20 protein-coding genes, 1 tRNA gene and 1 riboswitch are annotated in these 21,913 nt (G+C 50.4%); of the genes, 11 read left to right on the top strand and 10 right to left on the bottom strand.

Features of this window, described 5'->3' with window-relative positions; genetic code table 11:
* Positions 1-130: 130 nt before the first annotated feature.
* A complete protein-coding gene (gene gapA / locus Dpoa569_RS09990; RefSeq protein WP_042870413.1) occupies positions 131-1,126 on the bottom strand; it encodes a glyceraldehyde-3-phosphate dehydrogenase in 996 nt (331 codons plus the stop codon).
* Positions 1,127-1,475: 349 nt separating this feature from the next.
* Here gapA and msrB point away from each other — a divergent pair, with 349 nt between their 5' ends.
* Together msrB and Dpoa569_RS09980 are read left to right on the top strand one after the other, a co-directional pair.
* The gene (gene msrB, locus Dpoa569_RS09985) at positions 1,476-1,892 is read left to right on the top strand and encodes a peptide-methionine (R)-S-oxide reductase MsrB (protein WP_042873900.1); all 417 of its coding nucleotides are present in this window, start codon (positions 1,476-1,478) and stop codon (positions 1,890-1,892) included.
* A gap of 63 nt (positions 1,893-1,955) precedes the next feature.
* Positions 1,956-2,231 carry a YeaC family protein gene (locus tag Dpoa569_RS09980; RefSeq protein WP_042870415.1) on the top strand — a complete coding sequence of 92 codons (276 nt, stop codon included), beginning with the start codon at positions 1,956-1,958 and terminating at the stop codon, positions 2,229-2,231.
* 45 nt (positions 2,232-2,276) lie between these two features.
* Here Dpoa569_RS09980 and pncA read toward each other — a convergent pair whose 3' ends face one another.
* From pncA to sppA, 3 genes are all read right to left on the bottom strand, one after another.
* A complete protein-coding gene (pncA, locus tag Dpoa569_RS09975; protein WP_042870417.1) occupies positions 2,277-2,918 on the bottom strand; it encodes a bifunctional nicotinamidase/pyrazinamidase in 642 nt (213 codons plus the stop codon).
* 58 nt (positions 2,919-2,976) lie between these two features.
* The gene (gene ansA, locus Dpoa569_RS09970) at positions 2,977-3,996 is read right to left on the bottom strand and encodes an asparaginase (protein WP_042870419.1); all 1,020 of its coding nucleotides are present in this window, start codon (positions 3,994-3,996) and stop codon (positions 2,977-2,979) included.
* A 136-nt stretch (positions 3,997-4,132) separates the two neighbouring features.
* Positions 4,133-5,983, bottom strand: coding sequence for a signal peptide peptidase SppA (gene sppA, locus Dpoa569_RS09965; RefSeq protein ID WP_042870421.1), 1,851 nt, complete (start codon positions 5,981-5,983; stop codon positions 4,133-4,135).
* 266 nt (positions 5,984-6,249) lie between these two features.
* Between sppA and Dpoa569_RS09960 the strand changes: the two genes are divergently transcribed.
* The 3 genes from Dpoa569_RS09960 (at position 6,250) to Dpoa569_RS19605 (ending at position 9,351) form a co-directional block, all read left to right on the top strand.
* Positions 6,250-6,801 (top strand): NAD(P)H nitroreductase, encoded by a 552-nt coding sequence (locus tag Dpoa569_RS09960; protein WP_042870423.1) that lies wholly within the window; start codon positions 6,250-6,252, stop codon positions 6,799-6,801.
* 85 nt (positions 6,802-6,886) lie between these two features.
* The gene (locus Dpoa569_RS09955; protein ID WP_146411300.1) at positions 6,887-8,812 is read left to right on the top strand and encodes a DNA topoisomerase III; all 1,926 of its coding nucleotides are present in this window, start codon (positions 6,887-6,889) and stop codon (positions 8,810-8,812) included.
* 290 nt (positions 8,813-9,102) lie between these two features.
* Positions 9,103-9,351 (top strand): DUF1496 domain-containing protein, encoded by a 249-nt coding sequence (locus tag Dpoa569_RS19605; RefSeq protein ID WP_168642135.1) that lies wholly within the window; start codon positions 9,103-9,105, stop codon positions 9,349-9,351.
* 64 nt (positions 9,352-9,415) lie between these two features.
* Here Dpoa569_RS19605 and xthA read toward each other — a convergent pair whose 3' ends face one another.
* Positions 9,416-10,222: an exodeoxyribonuclease III gene (gene xthA / locus Dpoa569_RS09945; RefSeq protein ID WP_042870429.1), complete on the bottom strand. Its 807-nt coding sequence runs from the start codon at positions 10,220-10,222 to the stop codon at positions 9,416-9,418.
* Positions 10,223-10,453: 231 nt separating this feature from the next.
* A riboswitch (glycine riboswitch) is annotated at positions 10,454-10,548 on the top strand.
* A 20-nt stretch (positions 10,549-10,568) separates the two neighbouring features.
* Between xthA and Dpoa569_RS09940 the strand changes: the two genes are divergently transcribed.
* Positions 10,569-11,189, top strand: coding sequence for a trimeric intracellular cation channel family protein (locus Dpoa569_RS09940; protein WP_042870433.1), 621 nt, complete (start codon positions 10,569-10,571; stop codon positions 11,187-11,189).
* 182 nt (positions 11,190-11,371) lie between these two features.
* On the opposite strand, the gene Dpoa569_RS09935 is transcribed toward Dpoa569_RS09940, so the two are convergent.
* From Dpoa569_RS09935 to Dpoa569_RS09925, 3 genes are all read right to left on the bottom strand, one after another.
* Positions 11,372-11,456 (bottom strand) — tRNA-Tyr (locus Dpoa569_RS09935).
* 163 nt (positions 11,457-11,619) lie between these two features.
* Entirely contained in the window at positions 11,620-12,471 is an 852-nt protein-coding gene (gene purU, locus Dpoa569_RS09930; protein WP_042870435.1) for a formyltetrahydrofolate deformylase, read from the bottom strand.
* Between the two features lie 79 nt (positions 12,472-12,550).
* A complete protein-coding gene (locus Dpoa569_RS09925) occupies positions 12,551-13,018 on the bottom strand; it encodes a YchJ family protein (RefSeq protein WP_042870437.1) in 468 nt (155 codons plus the stop codon).
* Between the two features lie 220 nt (positions 13,019-13,238).
* On the opposite strand from Dpoa569_RS09925, the gene rssA reads away from it, so the two are divergent.
* The 3 genes from rssA (at position 13,239) to galU (ending at position 16,317) form a co-directional block, all read left to right on the top strand.
* Entirely contained in the window at positions 13,239-14,129 is an 891-nt protein-coding gene (gene rssA / locus Dpoa569_RS09920) for a patatin-like phospholipase RssA (protein WP_146411297.1), read from the top strand.
* A gap of 60 nt (positions 14,130-14,189) precedes the next feature.
* Positions 14,190-15,206: a two-component system response regulator RssB gene (rssB, locus tag Dpoa569_RS09915; RefSeq protein ID WP_042870440.1), complete on the top strand. Its 1,017-nt coding sequence runs from the start codon at positions 14,190-14,192 to the stop codon at positions 15,204-15,206.
* 199 nt (positions 15,207-15,405) lie between these two features.
* Positions 15,406-16,317, top strand: a complete 912-nt coding sequence (gene galU, locus Dpoa569_RS09910) for a UTP--glucose-1-phosphate uridylyltransferase GalU (RefSeq protein WP_042870442.1) — start codon at positions 15,406-15,408, stop codon at positions 16,315-16,317.
* Between the two features lie 98 nt (positions 16,318-16,415).
* Here the strand turns inward: galU and hns are convergent, their stop codons facing one another.
* Positions 16,416-16,823 (bottom strand): histone-like nucleoid-structuring protein H-NS, encoded by a 408-nt coding sequence (gene hns, locus Dpoa569_RS09905; RefSeq protein WP_013317859.1) that lies wholly within the window; start codon positions 16,821-16,823, stop codon positions 16,416-16,418.
* A 386-nt stretch (positions 16,824-17,209) separates the two neighbouring features.
* On the opposite strand from hns, the gene Dpoa569_RS09900 reads away from it, so the two are divergent.
* Both Dpoa569_RS09900 and Dpoa569_RS09895 read left to right on the top strand, forming a co-directional pair.
* Positions 17,210-17,809, top strand: coding sequence for a thymidine kinase (locus tag Dpoa569_RS09900; RefSeq protein WP_042873901.1), 600 nt, complete (start codon positions 17,210-17,212; stop codon positions 17,807-17,809).
* Between the two features lie 809 nt (positions 17,810-18,618).
* Complete coding sequence (locus tag Dpoa569_RS09895; protein WP_042870445.1) at positions 18,619-19,092, top strand: DUF3757 domain-containing protein; 474 nt, start codon at positions 18,619-18,621, stop codon at positions 19,090-19,092.
* A gap of 59 nt (positions 19,093-19,151) precedes the next feature.
* Here the strand turns inward: Dpoa569_RS09895 and adhE are convergent, their stop codons facing one another.
* The gene (gene adhE / locus Dpoa569_RS09890; protein ID WP_042870448.1) at positions 19,152-21,854 is read right to left on the bottom strand and encodes a bifunctional acetaldehyde-CoA/alcohol dehydrogenase; all 2,703 of its coding nucleotides are present in this window, start codon (positions 21,852-21,854) and stop codon (positions 19,152-19,154) included.
* Positions 21,855-21,913 lie beyond the last annotated feature (59 nt).

Genomic DNA, 21,913 nt, shown 5'->3' with positions numbered 1-21,913 from the left:
AAATCATTCGAGTTGCAGGGCAACACGATTGCGTGTTGAACAACGAGCCTGCAACGTGAAGTATGACGGGTATATACCCAATAAAAAAGGGCGACTTACGTCGCCCTTTCATCGTCTATTCATCGCCACATTATTTGGAGATGTGAGCGATCAGATCCAGAACCTTGTTGGAGTAGCCAGTTTCGTTGTCATACCAGGAAACCAGTTTCACGAAGGTGTCGCTCAGTGCGATACCCGCTTTGGCATCAAACACAGAGGTCAGTTTTTCGCCGTTGAAGTCAGTGGATACCACGTCATCTTCAGTGTAGCCCAGAACGCCTTTCAGTTCGCCTTCAGAAGCGGCTTTGATAGCGGCACAAATTTCTTTGTAGGAGGCCGGTTTTTCCAGACGAGCGGTCAGGTCAACTACAGATACGTTCGGAGTCGGTACACGGAATGCCATACCAGTCAGTTTGCCGTTCAGTGCCGGAATAACTTTACCTACCGCTTTGGCTGCACCGGTAGAGGACGGGATGATGTTCTGAGCCGCGCCACGGCCACCACGCCAGTCTTTGTGAGACGGGCCGTCAACGGTTTTCTGAGTAGCAGTGGTAGCGTGAACGGTGGTCATCAGTGCTTCAACGATGCCGAATTTGTCGTTGATAACTTTAGCCAGCGGTGCCAGACAGTTGGTGGTACAGGAGGCATTGGAAACAATGTCCTGACCAGCGTAAGACGCGTGGTTGACACCCATAACGAACATCGGGGTATCATCTTTGGATGGGCCAGTCAGAACGACTTTCTTGGCACCAGCCTGAATGTGTTTGCGAGCAGTTTCGTCGGTCAGGAAGATACCGGTTGCTTCAGCAACAACGTCAACGCCGACTTTGTTCCACTTCAGGTTAGCCGGATCTTTCTCAGCGGTAACACGGATGGTTTTGCCGTTAACGACCAGGTGACCGTCTTTTACTTCAACAGTACCTTTGAAGCGGCCATGGGTGGAGTCATACTTCAGCATGTATGCCATGTATTCCGCATCCAGCAAATCGTTGATGGCAACGATTTCGATGTCAGAACGTTCCTGGGCAGCGCGGAAAACGATACGGCCAATGCGGCCAAACCCGTTGATACCTACTTTGATAGTCATATATTCCACCAGCTATTGGTTTGTGAATAAAAGGTTGGTTGTAAAATTACAAAAACCTTGTTGAGCGTCAAGCGGAATCGTGTCAATCGTTGCTGTAAGTCAAAAGTCAGTTCAACAGTTGCACGATAAACAGCTATCAGCCTAATTAAAGGGCATAGCCCAATCATATGAGGAATGCACGGGTATGAAAACACCCGCTATAGGTGTAATCGTGATGGTGATCACAATTAAAAGTGCCATTACTGCGTAGGACTAAGTGTAGGGCAAAATAGGCTGTAGTGGTGTTAATTTTTTGTTATAATTATAGGTTGTCGTTCTGGCGAAAAAATCGTGTTTCAGTGAGAATATGATGACCAAGACAACTGTTTTTCAACGTAATCCGGATGAATTAACCGATCTGCAGCGGCACGTTACGCAGCAATGTGGGACGGAAAGCCCATACACGGGGAAACTGCTGCATAACAAGCGTACTGGCGTCTATCATTGCTTGTGTTGCCACCAACCACTGTTTTATTCCGACCATAAGTATGATTCAGGCTGTGGCTGGCCGAGTTTTGATCGTCCGGTGAACGAGAATGCTATCCGCTATCTGGATGACCATTCTCATAACATGCACCGTATCGAAATTCGTTGTGGTCAGTGTGATGCACATCTGGGCCATGTGTTCCCTGATGGCCCTCAGGACACGACCGGCGAACGTTATTGCGTGAATTCTGTGTCACTTAGCTTTATTGATGCGGAAAACGGGCAACAGACGGATGGTTAGACGTGCTAATGTAATTTGGGGTTGAAACGTTTCAGCTTAAATCTGACTTCAGGCAGAAAAAACATGCAATTAGATGATTTAATAAACAGCATGACGCCGGAAATTTATCAGCGCCTGACCACTGCGGTGGAGCTGGGAAAATGGCCGGATGGTGTGGCGTTGACGGCAGAACAAAAGGAAAATGCATTACAGATGGTGATGCTATGGCAGGCGCATAATAACACTGAGGCAGATCATATGACGATCAACACGCGTGGTGAAATCGAAATGAAAAGCAAGCAGGAACTCAAGCAGCGATTTGCTGACAATACGATTACCACACTTAAACCTCAAGATTAAACCCAGTCACGCCAGCGTTGGTTGCTGGCGTAATGAGTGTGTGAATTATTGGCTGAGTGAGGCAATAAAAGCGGGTAAATCAACCAGCGTGGCACCGTGTTTCGCCATGATTTCCAGCGCCTGTTGGCTATCTTTGGGATGCAGATTAACGCCGCGACAACCCTCTTGCAGTACTTCAGTCTGGTAGCCCAACGCCAGTGCATCCAGCACGGTATATTTAACGCAGTAATCAGTTGCCAGTCCCATGATGGTCAACCGGGTTACGCCTTTGGCTCTCAACCAGTCGTGTAGTTCGGTGCGGGTACGATGGCCGTTATCGAAAAATGCACTATAGCTGTCGATAAAAGGGTGTGTTCCTTTGCGTACCACCCAGTTTATGGCGTGCTGGTTCAATTTAGGATGAAAATCGGCACCGGGTGATCCTTGCACGCAATGCACCGGCCACCATACCTGCGGCAAGCCGTCCAATTCTCCTTGCTCGCCCACGTGAGTGCCGGAATTGACGGCGAAACTACGATGATCCGCTGGGTGCCAATCCTGACAGGCAATCACCATTACCCCGGCCTGCTGGCAGGCAGCAATAGCCTGATTCGCTATCGCAACCACGCTATCGCCGTCCGAGACGGCCAGCGCTCCACCCGCACAGAAGTCATTTTGAATGTCCACCAGCAAGAGTGCTCTGTTCATAATTGTCTTCCTCTTATTGATGTTTTATGTGTTTAATGCTGAGTTCACGACAGGAGAATCAATCCTTATCACTCAGTTCTCCACACAGGTTCTGCTGCATTAGCTGACGAATCTGCTCAGGGGAAAGATCGTCCCTGCTCAACAGATAATGCAGTTTCGTCAATGCCGCTTCAACCGTCATGTCAAATCCGCTGATGACGCCAGCCTGCGCCAGCGCATTACCGGTGGCGTAACCGTCCATATTGACCCGCCCGGAAATACATTGTGTCAGGTTAACCACCACAATGCCGCGTTCTGAAGCGTTGCGCAACTCATCAAGTAAACCTGAACTCTGGGGTGCATTACCAACACCGTACGAACGCAGTATTAGCGCCTTGACCGGTTGGCGTAAGAAATTGCTGACCACATCGGCAGAAATACCTGGGTAGATGGTCACTACCCCTATCGGCTGCGGAGTGATGGCATGAACGATCAGCGGTCCGTCAGTTGGAGTGGGGTCGGCTGGCGTCAGGCGGCGAATGTGGATACCCGCTTCCAGTAAGGGCGGGAAGTTCGGGGAAGCAAAGGCGTCAAAACCATCAGCGTGTGCCTTGGTCGTACGGTTGCCGCGCAGCAGCTTGTTATTGAAGAACAAACTGACCTCATTGACCGGATGGTTGGCTGCCACATATAGCGCATTAAGCAGGTTGGTTTGCCCATCGGAGCGCAATTCCGCCAGCGGAATTTGTGACCCTGTCACAATAACCGGTTTGGCGAGATTCTCCAGCATGAAAGACAAGGCGGAAGCGGTAAACGCCATAGTATCGGTGCCATGCAGAATCACGAAGCCATCGTAGTGGTCGTAGTGTTGCTGAATATCGTTTGCAATCGATTGCCAGTCAGACGGCGTCATATCGGATGAATCGATCAACGGCGTATACTCGTGGATAGTGAATGACGGCATCTCTGGACGGTGGAATTCCGGCATCTGCGCCAGTTGTTGTTGCAGGTGACCGGAAACCGGGACGTAACCGTGGTCGGAGCGTTGCATACCGATGGTGCCGCCGGTATAAGCGACATAAATAGATTTCTTTTGCATGGATGTTATAGGTCAGGACACTGTTGGTTGTAGAAAACGGTTATTTGTAGAAAAGAGTAGCTGCGAACAGGCCGGATTATAAGAATGTTTCGGCGGTAAAAACAGCCCGACCGACGTCGGGCTGTGCAAGAACGCGTTAGCGTACGTCGCCACAACTCAGGCACAGCGCGTAACGGTTTTGTGGGTCGTTCAGGGCGTCCAATACCGAAGTCTGAGCGCGAACGGTTTGTGCCAACTGAACCATGGGTGCCGGTATCATGGCTTGCAAGGCGGAAGGCAACATGGCGTAGACTGAACTTCTGACCTGGCTGAACATGACATTGAGCAAATCCTGTTCTTCTGAATACCAGCTCAACTGATAGTGTTCCAGTTTAGCCAGTTCTGCTGCTTTCTTCACGGCATCGTCAAAATCGCCCAGTTGGTCCACCAGCCCGTTGGTTTTGGCATCACTGCCGACCCAGACATGCCCCTGTGCGATTGCATCGACTTCCTGTGGCGTTTTATGGCGAGATTGTGCCACCAGTGAAATAAAGTTTTGATAACCACGCTCAATGCTGATTTGCATCAGTTGGCTGGCTTGTGGCGGTAATGCCTTGGTTTGAGACAGATCAGCCAGCGGTGAAGTGGCAACGCCATCGGTGTGCACACCAATGCTATCCAGCGCGTTTTCAAATGTGGTGATAACGCCGAAAATCCCAATCGAACCGGTCAGAGTATTGGGGCTGGCGATGATGGCGTTAGCCGGGGTGGAAATCCAGTAACCGCCGGAGGCTGCCATGCCGCCCATTGAAACGACGACGGGTTTGCCTGCCTGTCGTGCGGCCATCAGCTCCGAGCGAATCAGTTCAGAAGCTGTGACGCTACCGCCAGGGCTGTTTACCCGCAGGATAATGGCTTTAATCTTCGGGTCCAGACGAGCATCGCGGATTTGCGCAGCAGTGGTGTCGCCGCCGACATACCCCGGCGTTTCTTTACCATCAACGATAGTGCCGTTGGCGAATACTACGGCAATCTCATTGGCACTGGTTGCCGGTGGCTTCGGTGCATAATCATAGATGCTGGTAAAATTGAAGTTTTTGTTTTTTGCATCCCACCCGAATGCTTTGATGAACGACTGTTCGATCACTGAACGGGAAGCAACTTCGTCCACCAGTTTATTTTCCAGCGCATAGCGAGCCGTGTCGCCGCCCATCGTCTTCAGAGTGGCGAGAATCGTGTCGGCTCCGGGGAACAACTGTTGTGGAGTGATCTGACGGTTGGCCGCCACGGTATCGAGATAGTGTTGCCACAGCGTGGAGATCCAGCGATTATCGGCATCGCGAGCGTCGGGTGACATATCGTCACGGATAAACGGCTCAACAGCAGATTTGTATGTGCCAACGCGGAAAATGTGTGCGGTGACCTTCAGCTTGTCCAGCAGCGTTTTATAGTAAAGGTTGTTGGTGGCAAAGCCGTGCAGATCGATATTTCCCTGTGGTGTCAGGTAGATTTTGTTGGCAAAGCTGGCCAGATAATATTGTGTCTGGTTGAAGTTATCGCCGATGGCAAAAATCGGTTTGCCGGCATCACGAAATTCGCGCAATGCCTTGCCAATGTATTGCAGTGAAGGCTGATCCGCGCCGACAAAATCAGACAGGTCCATCACCATGCCGGTAATATTGCTGTCGTCTTTAGCCTGACGGATGCTGTCGACAATATCAAACAGCGCATTTTCCTGATGGCGGCTCGCGGATACGCCAAAAAACTCCCGTCCAAACTGGCGCAGCTTATTATTGACGGACGGTTTATCCACCACCACCCCAGTCAGATCCAGCAGTAACGCCCCTCTGGCCGGTTCAGCCTGCGGGGTTTTTAACTGGCTGTAGACCCCGATACCGACCAGGATCAAACAAACCAGAAACAGGTTGAGGATACATTCGCGGATAAAATTCAGCAGGCGCCATCCCCATCTGAATATTCCACTGAAAATTCGCCACATTGTGCGCATGTCCACTCCGTCAAAAGAAAACTGGGTTTTAAGCTGTGCTCTGGATTGCTGAGTAAACCGGCATAGCCAACGATAGCTGCTCGATCACATCCGAATGCAGGCACTGGCGGTATCCTAATGAGCGACAGGATAAAAGTCAGCTATTTATCTTGCTGCGTGGTTGGCAGCAGGGCGCTAACTTGTAACAAATCTTCTACCTGTGCTACCGTGGCGCGCAACCGGATTTTATTCACCGACAGCAATTTTTTCATGACAGGAGAGATGTGATGGATGCTCTGGAATTGCTACTGAATCGTCGTTCGGCGTCCCGTCTGGCGGCGCCTGCTCCGTCAGGCGAGGCATTGGAAAATATTCTGCGTGCGGGTTTGCGCGCTCCGGATCATGGCGCACTTCAGCCCTGGCGTTTCTCTATTATTCAGGATGAGGGGTTATCCCGTTTTAGTGAGTTGCTGGTCAAGGCGGCATTGCAGGACAACCAGGATGAGGCCGCGGTCGAAAAAGCACGTCAGGCACCATTCCGCGCTCCGATGATTATTACCGTGGTGGCACACTGTGAGGAACATCCTAAAGTTCCACACTGGGAGCAGGTTGTATCCGCTGGCTGTGCGACGCAGGCAATGCAAATGGCAGCGCTGGCGCAGGGTTTCAACGGTATCTGGCGCAGCGGCGCATGGACTCATCATCCGCTGGTGCGTGACGCGTTTGGCTGTCGTGCGCTGGATGAAATTGTCGGCTTCCTTTATTTAGGAACGCCTCAGCTTAAAGCCTCCGCCGCTATCACGCCTGTGGATAGCACGAAGTTTGTCAGCTATTTCTAATCTTTTATATTGACGATGCCTCTCCTGATTGGCGCGCCGGTTCGGGCGTGAATCAGGGGATATCCGTTCTGTCTTGCGGTGTGACATGCGACTGTTTATTGCGGAAAAACCCAGTCTTGCCAGAGCTATTGCCGATGTGCTGCCTAAACCGCAGCGGCGTGGCGATGGCTTCATTACCTGTGGCGAACAAGATGTGGTGACCTGGTGTGTGGGGCACTTGCTGGAACAGGCACAGCCAGATGTGTACGATGCCCGTTACGCGCGTTGGTCGCTGGCGGATTTACCGATCGTGCCGCAAAAATGGTTGCTCCAGCCGCGACCGTCCGTCAGCAAGCAACTGAATGCGATAAAAAAGCTGCTGACGCAAGCGGATGAAATTATTCATGCCGGCGACCCAGACCGGGAAGGGCAATTACTGGTAGACGAGGTACTGGAGTATCTGGCGCTGCCGGAAGAAAAACGCCAGCATGTGCGCCGTTGTCTGATCAACGACCTCAACCCGCAGGCCGTGGAGCGTGCAGTGTCGCGCCTGCGTGAAAACCGGGAATTCGTTCCGCTGTGTGTTTCTGCATTGGCGCGTTCACGCGCCGACTGGCTGTACGGCATTAACATGACCCGCGCCTATACCTTGCTTGGGAAAAACGCTGGTTATGAAGGCGTGTTGTCGGTTGGTCGGGTACAAACGCCGGTGCTGGGGTTGGTGGTGCGGCGTGATGAGGAGATAGACAACTTTGTGCCCCGCGACTATTTCGAGGTTAAGGCACACATTGTCACCCCAGCCAGCGAGCGATTTATTGCCCTGTGGCAACCGAGTGAGTCCTGTGAGCAGTATCAGGACGAAGAAGGGCGCTTGCTGCATCGTCCGCTGGCCGAACATGTCGTCAAACGCATTGAAGGGCAACCTGCACGGGTCACTGCTTATAATGATAAACGGGAATCAGAAACTGCCCCGTTGCCGTATTCTCTTTCCGCCTTGCAGATTGAAGCGGCTAAACGTTTTGGTCTGAGTGCCCAGCAGGTGCTGGATGTTTGTCAACGGCTGTATGAAACGCACAAGTTGATTACCTATCCACGTTCGGATTGCCGCTATCTGCCGGAAGAGCATTTTGCCGGACGGCTGGCGGTGCTCAACGCTATTGCAACGCATCAGCCGGATTTGCTGCCACAACCGGCGGTTGATCCTGAGCGTCGCAACCGCTGCTGGGATGACAGCAAGGTTGACGCCCACCACGCGATTATTCCCACAGCGCGCACTGCCCGTACGGCGTTGACTGAACAGGAAAGCCAGGTCTATGGATTGATTGCCCGGCAATACCTGATGCAGTTCTGTGCTGATGCGGTCTTTCGTAAATGCGTGATCGAGCTGGAGATCGCCGGCGGAAAATTCATCGCTAAGGCCCGGTTTCTGGCTGAGGCGGGCTGGCGAACGCTGCTTGGTCACAAAGAGCGAGACGAGGAAAACGAAGGAATGCCATTGCCGGTTGTGACAAAAGGCGATGAACTGTTGTGTGAACGGGGCGAGGTGGTGGAACGACAGACGCAGCCCCCCCGACCGTTTACCGACGCCACTTTGCTGTCCGCCATGACAGGTATCGCTCGCTTTGTACAGGATAAGGCGTTGAAGAAAATTCTGCGTGAAACGGATGGATTGGGCACCGAAGCCACGCGGGCAGGCATTATCGAACTATTGTTTAAGCGCACGTTTCTGATAAAGAAAGGGCGTTATATTCACGCCACTGATGCGGGTAAGGCGTTGATCCATGCACTGCCGCCGATGGCGGCACACCCTGATATGACGGCGCATTGGGAAGCGACACTGACGCAGATCAGCGAAAAGCGCTGCCGTTATCAGGATTTCATGCAGCCATTGACCCAGTCGCTGTATGAACTGATTCAGCAGGCCCGGCAAAGTGGTAATATTACGGCATTCAGAGGTTTACCACCGGTTAAACGCGCTTTGCCTGAAAAACGCAAACGTCGCCAGTCACGCTCAGCCAATAACAAGGAGTAACACAGATGAAAGCATGGGGTTCTTTCCTGATAGCAACAAGCCTGTTGTTATCTTCCGCTGCACAGGCGGCAACACAAACCACGGTGACGACACAAGGTAATCCTGTGGTATTGCCGCCTGGTAACACCGTCACCAACAGCACCAACACGACCAGCAATACCCTCACCACTAATAGCAACACTGCCAACAATGTTTCTACCAGCAATGCTAACAGCAACACCGTCAACACGACCTCTGCCAGCAACGCTAACAGCAGTACTCATAGCAACACCCAAAGTGCGGTGTCCACAATGCCGGGGGGCGTCAATACAGAAGTGGTGGTGCCGGTTCCACCTCAGGTGATCTGGGGGAATGGTAATGGCGGCAACGTACAGCGTGAACCTCAGGCCAATTGCATGAGTTGCTGCATTTATCAGAACAGAAATTATTCTGAAGGCGCGGTAGTCAGGGCGGAAGGGGTATTGCTGCAATGTCAGCGCGATAAAAGCAATCTTGGCACTAATAATCTGGTGTGGCGTATCATCAAAGAGCAGCAATAAGTGTGATAACGGGGCGGTAACAGCCCCGTTTTAGTGATTCATTTTAGTGATTCATTTTAGTGATTCAGAGTGTGAACTCCGCCCATACCGGCGCGTGGTCAGAAGGTTTCTCCATTGCCCGGATGACATAATCAATGCCAGTGGCGGTACAACGGCTGGCGAGTGGGGGCGTCGCCATGATCAGGTCGATGCGCAGACCACGATTGTCATCAAACCCAGCTGAGCGGTAATCAAACCACGAAAATTGGTCCTGGCATTCGGGATTGGCGGCGCGGAAGGTATCGACCAGTCCCCAGTTTTTTAGCCGCTCCATCCATTCGCGCTCTTCCGGCAGGAATGAGCATTTGCCGGTGCGCAGCCAGCGCTTGCGATTATCCTCGCCAATACCAATATCCAGATCGGTTGGGCTGATGTTCATGTCGCCCATGATCAGTACGGGTTGATCCGCCTGATGGCGCTGCTCAAGGTAATGCTGCAAATCCTGATAAAAACGGGTTTTAGCCGGGAATTTCACAGGGTGATCACGGCTTTCGCCTTGCGGAAAGTAGCCGTTAACTACAGTCAGCGTACCGAGCGGCGTCGCCAGATCCGCCATGATGATACGACGCTGAGCGTCTTCATCGTCGGTAGGAAAACCACGGCGGATTGCCAGTGGTTCGGTTTTGGTCAGCAGCGCAACACCGTAATGACCTTTCTGTCCGTGATAGAAAACGTGATAACCAAACTGTTTCACGTCATCGAGTGGAAACATATCGTCATGGACTTTCGTTTCCTGCAGGCCGATCACATCAGGTTGGTGTTGTTCGATGACTGCGGCCAGTTGATGGGGACGGGCACGCAGCCCGTTGATATTGAAAGAAACAAACTTCATGTTCGCTGCCGTTGTTAAAAAAACGTGCCCCGATGTTAGCAGAAAGGCAGGAGTCGAGTCACGGTGACGATATTGCTGCATCGGCAGTCATAACTATCGATGATGGCTGGTTGAATCAGGCTGCGATAGCTCTTATACTCCGCGGCTTGCAGGAGAGCGGAAGGTCATACAACTTTCCCGCCGAAGGCGCAAACTCCCATAATCGCTCAGGCCACCTTACTGCATATCTTAATGACGCCAACTGGAGAGCGGTTGCCAGACAACCCACCGAAGGGGCAAGCGGTATTACCGCGTAAACTCTCAGGTAAAAGGACAGAGGGAGGGGCACATTCACAAAGGTATCTGTGTGCTGACCTATATCTATCTGATCGCTATTACTGCTGAAGGTATGTCCGGTGCGCTGGCTGCTGGCCGCCGCAATATGGACATCTTCGGTGTCTCTATGATCGCTTTTATTACCGCGCTGGGTGGCGGCACGGTGCGCGATATTATGCTGGGTAATTACCCCATCGTCTGGACCCAGCATCCTGCTTATATCTATCTCACCATAGGCGCCGGTTTATTTGCTGTGCTGGTGGCGCGTGTGATGCATCACCTGCATCGACTGTTTTTGGTGCTGGATGCCATGGGATTAGTGGCATTTACCATTATCGGTTGTAATGTGGCTATCGGATTGGGCTATGCGCCTACGGTAGTGGTGATGGCGGGGATTACCACCGGTATTTTTGGCGGTATTTTGCGGGATATCTTCTGCAACCGCACGCCAATGGTGCTACGCAAAGAACTGTATGCCTGTGTGTCGCTGCTGGTGGCGCTGGTGTACCTTAGCCTGCGTGAACTCGGCATCAATCACGATCTGAACCAACTGATCTCGTTCTCTGCTGGGTTAGCGCTTCGTCTGGCCGCTATTTTCTGGTCCTGGCAGTTGCCCGTATTTAGTTATATGCCGGAACGCTGGAAAGAGTAATCACTTCATCGAACACCACGACGATGCCGGATTAGTATGTGTATCATTGTAATATCGAGTACGGGGAAGCCGGGCGGCTATCGTTATTTTCTTGCTGGTTTTTTTACTACTACATTTTGCGTTGAGTGAATGAGTTATCGTGAGAGTATTTTTGAGAAGAACGTAAAGAGGTGTGGCGAGAATGGTGGTGGGGGAAGGATTCGAACCTTCGAAGTCTGTGACGGCAGATTTACAGTCTGCTCCCTTTGGCCGCTCGGGAACCCCACCACTGGCCTGATCGCTCTTTCGTGCTGAGCGGGGCGCATCATATCAAATGTCGCGCCCCTGTAAAGGTTGAAAAAATAAAAACAAGTCTGTTTGCCGGTTTTTTATGCCGCTCGCTGCAATTGTGGGCGAAGAGCGACGGAGTACTAATCAATGTAGAATCATGTCAACGCAGAATAATGGTGCGATTGCCATAAACAAACACGCGCTGGGCCAGTACATGATACAGCGCCTGGCTGAGTACGTTTTTTTCTACATCGCGGCCAGCGCGCATCATGTCATCCGCCGTGTATGTGTGATCAACATTGATCACATCCTGCATGATGATTGGGCCTTCATCGAGATTGTCGTTCACATAATGGGCGGTCGCGCCGATGATTTTCACGCCACGCTCGTAGGCTTGGTGATAAGGGCGCGCACCAATAAATGCCGGCAGGAATGAATGATGGATATTGATGACGCGGTTGGGGTAGTGCTGGACAAACGCCGGCGTCAGTACGCGCATGTATTTTGCCAGTACCACGTAGTCTGGCTGGTATTGGTCGATTTGCGCGACCATTTTCACATCGTGCTCTTCGCGCGTCAGTCCTTCGTGGCTGACCAGATGGAACGGAATATCAAAGCGTTCTACCAGCGTGCACAGCGTTTCGTGGTTACCGATGACAGCTGCGATCTCGACATCCAGGCCACCATAGGTACTTTTCATCAGCAGATCGCCAAGACAGTGGGCTTCCTTGGTAACCAAAATCACAACGCGGCGACGCCCGGCGCTGATCAATTCACGCATAGAACCGTCTGGTAGCGCACTGTCCATATCGGCAAGCAGTGTGGTGTCGTTGAAAATACCTTCCAATTCCGTACGCATGAAGAAACGACCAGTACGGTGATCAACGTATTCCGAGTTTTGTACGATATTGAGTTCGTGCTTGTAGCAGATGTTGGTGATCTTGGCGATGAGCCCTTTTGCATCAGGGCAGATTGTCCGTAAAATTTTTCTCTGGATATTCTGGGATTGCATGGAATTGGGGTCCTGTCCAAAACATAAATCAGATATTGCCGTTACGCGATGTCGGGCTCACCGCGCTAATGTAAAAGCATTATTGTCCGCAGCACTTTTTGTATTTTTTGCCGGAACCGCACGGACAGGCGTCGTTCCTGCCGGTTGGTAAGTGGACGCCGTCAACATAGTACCAGCGATCATGATGGCGAAGGAAGCGGGAACGCTCTCTCATCAGCACCCGACGATCCGGATGCCCGATGGTGCTATAGCAGGCAGCGAACTCGACATACCCTTCGTCCGCGGTTTTCCCCGGTGCAACATCCAGTATCTGTAACCCAAGCCAGTGAGTATCGGTGCAACTGGCGGCGATGTCTGCTCGCCAGTTCTCAGCGTGGCAATCTGGATGCCAGGTAGCGACCAGATAATCAATGTCCTGTTTGACATAGGCCGTATACCGTGAACGCATCAACAGATCAGGGCGGGATGGCTGGCTATCGCGGCGCAGATAAGGCTGACAGCAGTGTTCGTAAGGCTGGGCACTGCCGCATGGGCAACATTCAGACACAATATCTCCTGCAATATTTTGCAATAAGGTTAAATAATTGAGACGCCACGGGTAAAGCGTGCGTTATGTTACTCAATAGGGCTTGTCCGTCGCAATAATCTGCGGTGTGAAGGTACAACAGCAAGGCTGAATTCAGGCGGTATTCGTCATGTCATTGATATCAGTTGCTGTCACACATCATGACGTGACGTCGCCTGGAATAAAACACGGGAGGAACATCATGCGGAAAATAGGTCTGGCGTTGGGATCTGGCGCAGCTAAGGGATGGGCGCATATCGGTGTGCTGGAAGCGCTCGAAGAGCTAGGGATTGTACCTGACGTGGTGGCGGGGTGTTCGGTAGGGGCGTTGGTTGGTGCTGCCTACGCTACAAATAACCTGGACGGCATGACGCACTGGGTGAAAGATTTTCGTTACTGGGATGTGATTCGCCTGATGGATTTTTCGTGGCGCCGGGGCGGATTATTGCGAGGGGATCGCGTTTTCAACCATGTAAAGCATTTGCTACGTACGCAACATATTGAGGAGTGTGCTATCAAGTATGGAGCAGTGGTGACTAACCTGAGTACAGGAAGAGAGCTGTGGCTAACCCAGGGCGATTTACATTTGGCTATTCGCGCCTCTTGCAGTATGCCTGGGTTGATGTCCCCTGTACCATTGAATGGTTACTGGTTGGTGGATGGCGCTGTTGTTAATCCGGTTCCGATATCATTGACCCGTGCGATGGGAGCCGATGTCGTGATTGCGGTGGATTTGCAGCACGATGCCAGTTTGCAGCAGCATAATTTGCTGTCTGCTAAACCAGAGCAGACGAAAACTACGCCAGATAGCTGGCGTGAGCGTATTCGTCATCGGCTTTCTCACCGTTTTCGTAGACAGACGGAGGTGACGCCCACTGCGATGGAGATAATGAGTACCTCCATACAGGTATTGGAGAATCGGCTGAAGATGAATCGTATGGCGGGTGATCCTCCAGATGTATTGATCCAACCCTATTGCCCACAAATCGCCACGTTGGATTTTCATCGGGCGCAAGAGGCCATTGAATCAGGCAGGATAGCGGTAGAAAAACAGCGGGAGTTGTTATTGCCGCTGGTTAACCGGAATGTATAGGGTAATTTCTGATTTAGGATTCGGCAACGAATGATGATAAGCGATGCTAAGGGGTCGCTGATGGCACAACCACTGATGGGAAAGCGCATTTTGGTTGTTGAGGATGAGGCTGTTTTCCGTTCTGTACTGGCTGGCTATCTGACATCCCTTGGCGCAGAGGTACATGAGGCGGATAACGGCAGGGATGCGCTGGAAAAAATGGCTTGTCAACCGCCAGACCTGATTATCTGTGATCTTAACATGCCGATGATGGGGGGGTTTGAATTCGTCGAGCGGTTGAGATTGCATGATATCTCGACGCCGGTGTTGGTCGTGTCTGCTACCAGCCATCTGGCAGACATCGCCAAAATATTACGTCTTGGCGTTCAGGATGTGCTGCTCAAACCCCTTCACGACTACACCCGCTTGCGCGAATCGGTGATGGCTTGTCTATACCCGACGATGTTCAGTTCTCAGGCGAATGAAGTCGAACAACTCATGCATGATTTGGATTCGCTAAATCAGTCGCCGGGTGCTGCCTTGAAACTGCTGCAGCAATTGCAGCCACCAGTCCAGCAGACGCTGGCGAATTGTCGTATCAATTACCGGCAACTGATGGCGGCGGACACACCGGGGCTGGTGCTTGATATCGCGGCGTTATCCGAAGATGAACTGGCATTTTATTGTCTTGATGTCACACAGGCGGCGAATAATCATGGTGTGCTGGCGGCATTGCTGCTGAGGGCGTTGTTCAACAGTCTGTTGCAGGAACATCTGGTGCATCAGCAGCATCGATTGCCTGAATTACCGGTACTGCTCAATCAGGTTAACCAATTACTGCGTCGGGCGAACCTACAGGGTCGATTTCCTTTGCTGGTTGGTTATTACCACCGTGGACTGGGGCGACTTATTCTGATTTCAGCGGGGTTACATGCCAGGTTAAGTGTGGAGGACCAAAGCATTGGGTTGAGTAACGGAGTACCCTTGGGAACGCTGGAATCCGCTTACCTTAATCAGATCAGTTATCAGTGTGAGTCGTGGCAGTGTCAGATGTGGGGAAGCGGTGGTCGCCTGCGCCTGATGTTGTCTACAGACTAATCTGATAGCTGCGAATTACCCCGCACTTCGGACAGGCGTATCTATCGTTATTATTCTTTATTCCCTAGTATAGGGCCTATGATTTTTCATCACGAATCCAGATTGGACGAGCATCGTGCATTTAACCTGATATACTTTCGCGGTTTTATGCGCCGGACAAATAAAGCTCATTATTTGAACGATATATACGAGGTTGTTTATGTCAACTGTTAATAAAAAAGTAAAAAAAGCGGTCATTCCAGTGGCTGGGTTGGGGACACGTATGTTGCCTGCTACCAAGGCCATTCCCAAAGAAATGCTTCCGCTGGTCGATAAGCCGCTAATCCAGTATGTGGTTAATGAATGCATTGCTGCCGGTATCAATGAAATAATTTTAGTTACACATTCTTCTAAGAATTCAATAGAAAATCATTTTGATACTAGCTTTGAACTGGAAGCAATGCTGGAAAAACGCGTTCAGCGCCAGTTGCTGAAAGAGGTTCAGGCTATTTGTCCTGAGCATGTCACTATTATGCAAGTTCGTCAGGGGCTGGCGAAAGGATTAGGTCATGCTGTGCTTTGTGCTCATCCTTTAGTAGGCGATGAGCCGGTGGCGGTTATTTTGCCTGACGTAATCATTGATGAATATGAATCTGATCTGAAGAAAGATAACCTTAGCGAAATGCTGCAACGTTTTTATAGTACAGGCTATAGCCAGATTATGGTTGAGCCGGTGGAAAACGTCAGCAGTTACGGCGTGGTGGATTGTAAGGGTGCGGAATTAAAACCGGGTGATAGCGCGCCAATGGTTGGCGTAGTGGAAAAACCTAAAGCATCGGAAGCACCATCTAATTTGGCTGTCGTTGGGCGTTATGTGCTGTCTGATCAAATCTGGGATCTATTGAAGAAAACGCAACCAGGTGCAGGCAATGAAATTCAACTGACCGATGCTATCGCCATGCTGATGGAAAAAGAAACCGTTGAAGCTTATCACCTGAAAGGGGTAAGTCATGACTGCGGTAATAAATTGGGATACATGGCTGCGTTCGTAGAATATGGTATCCGGCATGATGCACTGGGTGAAGACTTTACTCAGTGGCTGAAAGAAGCAATAGCAGAAGATGCCAATTAGTCGTTTCTCCCTGTACGTGAGTTCAATGCAGGGAGAATTCAGACATAAAAAAACACCCCTTTCACAGGGGTGTTTCTATTTTATTCTTGGACTAAAAATTACAGCAGGAAATCATCCAGAGACTTGCCCTGTTCTTCGATTGCTTTTTTGATCACTGCTGGGGTACGGCCCTGGCCGGTCCAGGTTTTCAGCTCGCCGTTTTCGTCGGTATATTGATATTTAGCCGGGCGTGCTGCACGTTTGGCTTTACCGGCTACTTTGCTTGAACCCAGCGATTGCAGTAATTCGTTCGGGTCAATACCATCGGCAATTAGCATTTCACGATACTGTTGTAATTTGCGTGTGCGTTCTTCAATTTCTGCCTGAGCCTGGTTTTCTTCTTCGCGGCGTTCATTTACCACGACTTCCAGTTTTTCCAGCATTTCTTCCAGCGTTTCAAGGCTACATTCTCTTGCCTGGGCGCGCAGGGTGCGGATGTTGTTTAGAATCTTAAGTGCTTCGCTCATTGGATTAATCTCAAAATAATATTATCGGTGACAGTACAGTGATAATAGAGTGACGTTTTATTTTCTGCAATAGGTAAAATTGTCAGGTTGTTAAAATTTAGCAAACTTAAAACGAAAATCACGTGTTGGTCGGGCAATATAAATTTATAACAACCCAGCTAATACATTCTGTTAGCGTAGTCTGTAGTGGAAATAGCCATGTGATAAGCATGTCGATAGTATCTTCGAGCCCATGATGGGGCGTTTTATATTACCAAATCACAGAATGACTCATCGCCTTCATGTGGGGCTGACGGCGTGTAACTGAACACCCGTCGGTGGTAATACCTATGTTACAATAAATTTTAATGATTACTGAGCGGTTGAATGCCGTTGAACGAGGGGCCATGGCACAGCTTTATTTTTATTATTCCGCAATGAATGCGGGGAAATCGACAGCACTATTGCAGTCTTCATATAACTATCAGGAAAGAGGAATGCGAACGCTGGTGTTTACGGCTGAAATAGATGATCGTTCGGGGCGAAGCGGCGTCGTCAGTTCTCGCATCGGACTCTCTTCACCAGCGTTATTGTTTAACGAACAGACAGATTTATTCCAGATACTTGAACAGGAGCATCGCCAGCAAACTATTCACTGTGTGTTAATTGATGAAAGTCAGTTTTTAACGCGAGAACAGGTAAATGCATTGTGCGATGTTGTCGATCAATTAGACATTCCCGTTCTTTGTTATGGACTGCGTACTGATTTCCGTGGGGAATTGTTTAGTGGTAGTCATTATTTATTGGCCTGGGCAGACAAACTGATAGAACTTAAAACTGTCTGCCATTGTGGTCGTAAAGCGAATCACGTATTGCGGGTAGACTCGCATGGAAAACCCGTCATTGAAGGCGAGCAAGTCGTTATTGGCGGGAATGAGAGTTATGTATCGGTATGCCGTAAACATTATAAAATGGCACTGGGATTAACCCGACTCGAAACGGAATAATTCATATAGTCTAAATAATTCGCAATGCAGGGAAACAGCCAACGTGCTGAATAGTGCAATGCGTTGGCTCTTCAAGGCAATGACAGGCACTATGACGCGTCAAGCTGGGAATGCGAGAAAGCTGATTTGATCACGGCTGCTGGCCTCGTTTACAGGGGGAAAGACTGTGAAATAGGGCGAGCGTCCAGAGTGCTTGCAACGTGAAGGAAGTATGAGGCGTATCGAGTAACAGATAAACAGTTAGCCAGATTTATTAATAATTGGATAAAAAGAATGATCATCTTTTTGTGGCTTTGGTAAAAATCGATAATACAAATCACGTATTTGTTGCCATGTGTTAACTCTCTTTTTCGTTGTTTCCGTCGAATGACATGGTTCACACATGTTAGTGCTATTGAGAGCAGTTGATTAGCCTTCCTCAAGTGAACTAGTCAGGAATAGTGGCGCGTCTATGGTTAAAACGTGGAAAAGATGCATTAGTTTCTTTCCAACGCTATGAACATAAAACTGGAACAATATACACCGTTTCAAGGGATTGCTGATGCCGACATAATGACAATATATCTATGATGAAAACGTAGAGACGGCAGGTGGCGCATCAGTTTTTGTTCAGCGCCATGAACATTTCGCCAGAACAGGACACCCCATTATTCAGGGAATTTCTGATATGTTCAGGGAATTTCTGGTGTCATACTGCCTTGCAATGACCAGATTGGAAAATCAGCGGTATTTAAGCGAGTTATAAATTTCCTTGGTGCGAAAGTCATGTTGCATAGAGATAACCACACTTATCGAAAGAGGGGCAATTAATGGCGAATATTCACAAAATCAGTCTGTTCATCGTTGCATTAACTGCATCGTCTTGCGTGATGTCAAGTCGAGCTCAAACCCTGAGTTGCCCTACGCCAGAAAGTATAACATATAGTCAAGGTGTATTTGTTGCGCAGGAGAAGCGTGTGGGGTGGGTTGGTCGTTGGGTTTCTCAGAAGCATGACCCAGCGTTGGTCAAAGGCTTTTCTGCTGTGGAGTTCATTTCTATGAAGAATAGCCTGAAAGATGGAACATTAACTAACTGCACTTACTCGTTAAGCGGTGCTGATGGTGTAGTTGACCTCTCGTACCAAAAAAAAGGTGATGAGCGTAAATTAACGACGCTCATCGTTTCGATTAGTGGGCAGCCCAACTGGAAAAAAGAGAAGGGTTCGGTTGGTATTCAGGGATATGAATGCACAAAATCAGTGGATAAGTGCCTGTTTACCCCATTGCGGATTGACGCCAATTAAAATAAAAAGCCCTGCATATGCGATACAGGGCTTTGAGATTACCTTAGGTCAACACAACATTAGTTGGTGACTTTTTTCTCTTTTTTCTCGGTTTTTTCCGCTTTGACGGAGGTGCTGGCCACAACCGGAGCGGCTTTGGCATCAGCAACCGTGTGTTCAACAAACGGACGGCCATAGAACGAATCCAGCAGGATTTGTTTCAGCTCAGCAATCAGCGGATAACGCGGGTTAGCACCGGTACACTGGTCGTCAAACGCATCCTCAGAAAGCTTGTCCACTTTAGCCAGGAAGTCGGCCTCCTGTACTCCAGCTTCACGGATAGAGGTGGGGATACCCAGCTCTTTCTTCATGCTTTCCAACCAGGCCAACAGTTTCTCGATTTTCTGAGCCGTGCGGTCGCCAGCCGCGCTCAGGCCAAGATGGTCGGCCACTTCCGCATAACGACGGCGCGCTTGCGGGCGGTCATACTGACTGAACGCGGTCTGCTTGGTCGGGTTATCGTTGGCGTTGTAACGAATCACGTTGCTAATCAGCAACGCATTGGCCAGACCGTGCGGGATATGGAACTCAGAACCCAGTTTGTGCGCCATAGAGTGGCAGACGCCCAGGAAGGCGTTAGCAAACGCGATACCGGCAATAGTCGCAGCGTTGTGGACGCGTTCGCGGGCGACCGGGTTTTTCGCCCCTTCACGGTAACTGGTCGGTAAATTTTCTTTCAACAGCTTCAGCGCCTGCAGCGCCTGTCCATCGGAGTATTCATTCGCCAGTACGGATACATACGCTTCCAGCGAGTGGGTTACCGCATCCAGTCCACCGAACGCACACAAGGATTTCGGCATATTCATCACCAGATTGGCGTCTACAATCGCCATATCCGGGGTCAGTGCATAGTCTGCCAGCGGATATTTCTGGCCGGTGGCATCATCGGTTACCACCGCGAACGGCGTGACTTCAGAACCCGTACCGGAAGTGGTGGTGACGGCGATCAATTTGGCTTTCACGCCCATTTTCGGGAACTTGTAGATACGTTTGCGGATATCCATAAACCGTAGCGCCAGTTCTTCAAAGTGGGTATCCGGGTGCTCGTACATGACCCACATGATCTTGGCGGCATCCATCGGCGACCCCCCACCCAGTGCGATGATAACGTCTGGTTTGAACGCATTCATCTGCTCTGCGCCTTTACGAACGATGCTGAGCGTTGGATCGGCTTCTACTTCGAAGAAGACATCGGTATCCAGACCTTGCTGTTTCAGTACGGAGGTAATCTGATCTACGTAACCGTTATTAAACAGGAATCGGTCGGTCACGATAAAGGCGCGTTTGGCGCCGTCGCTTGCGACTTCTTCCAGCGCGATCGGCAGGGAGCCACGACGGAAATAGATGGATTTGGGAAGTTTGTGCCACAGCATGTTTTCAGCTCGCTTAGCCACCGTTTTACGGTTGATCAAGTGCTTCGGACCGACGTTTTCAGAGATGGAGTTACCGCCCCATGAGCCGCAGCCCAGCGTTAACGACGGCGCCAGCTTAAAGTTGTACAGATCGCCGATACCGCCTTGTGATGCTGGCGTATTGATCAGAATACGTGCGGTTTTCATCTTATCGCCGAAATGGTTGACGCGACGAGCCTGATTGTCCTGATCGGTGTACAGGCAAGAGGTGTGGCCGATACCCCCCATGGCGACCAGTTTTTCCGCTTTGTTGACGGCATCTTCAAAATCTTTCGCCCGATACATCGCCAGCGTCGGGGAGAGTTTCTCGTGAGCGAACGGTTCTGACTCGTCGGCATGGGTTACCTCGCCGATCAGTACTTTCGTGCTGGCAGGTACTGAGATGCCTGCCATTTCAGCGATCTTGATAGCTGGCTGACCAACAATGGCTGCATTGAGCGCACCGTTTTTCAAAATAATCGCCTGTACTGCCTGCAACTCTTTACCTTTCAGCAGGTAGCCACCATGCGTTGAGAAGCGTTCACGTACGGAATCATAGATTTCATCAACCACGATGACCGATTGTTCGGAGGCACAAATTACACCGTTGTCGAAGGTTTTGGACATCAGAATTGAGGCTACGGCACGTTTAATATCAGCCGTTTCGTCAATGACTACCGGGGTGTTGCCTGCGCCTACGCCAATTGCCGGTTTACCGGAACTGTAAGCCGCTTTTACCATGCCGGGGCCACCGGTTGCCAGGATCAGGTTGATATCCGGGTGGTGCATCAGTTGGTTGGACAGCTCCACCGAGGGTTCATCAATCCAGCCGATGATATCTTTAGGGGCGCCAGCGGCAATTGCTGCCTGCAACACGATATCGGCTGCCTTGTTGGTCGCGTTTTTCGCACGTGGATGAGGAGAGAAGATAATGCCGTTACGGGTCTTCAGGCTGATCAGCGCCTTGAATATCGCTGTGGAAGTCGGGTTCGTGGTTGGAACGATACCGCAGATAAGACCGATAGGTTCGGCAATCGTAATGGTGCCAAAGGTATCATCGACGGAAAGTACACCACAGGTCTGATCATCCTTATAAGCGTTATAAATGTATTCGGAGGCAAAATGGTTTTTGATTACCTTGTCTTCGATGATACCCATACCGGATTCGGCGACTGCCATTTTCGCCAGCGGAATACGGGCATCGGCTGCCGCGAGTGCAGCAGCCCGGAATATCCGGTCAACTTGTTCCTGCGTGAAATTTGCAAATTCCTGCTGCGCTTTTTTGACGCGTTCGACCAAAGCGTTAAGTTCAGCAACGTTTGTTACGGCCATAATGCTCTCCTGTAATGTTAAGCTCTTTCAGTCAATGGTCAGCCAGATAAATAATAAGC

The sequence above is a fragment of the Dickeya poaceiphila genome, assembly GCF_007858975.2.
In the GTDB taxonomy this organism is placed as follows: domain Bacteria; phylum Pseudomonadota; class Gammaproteobacteria; order Enterobacterales; family Enterobacteriaceae; genus Dickeya; species Dickeya poaceiphila.
Note: the sequence above shows the minus strand (reverse complement) of the source record. Positions and strands in the feature narration are given on the sequence as shown.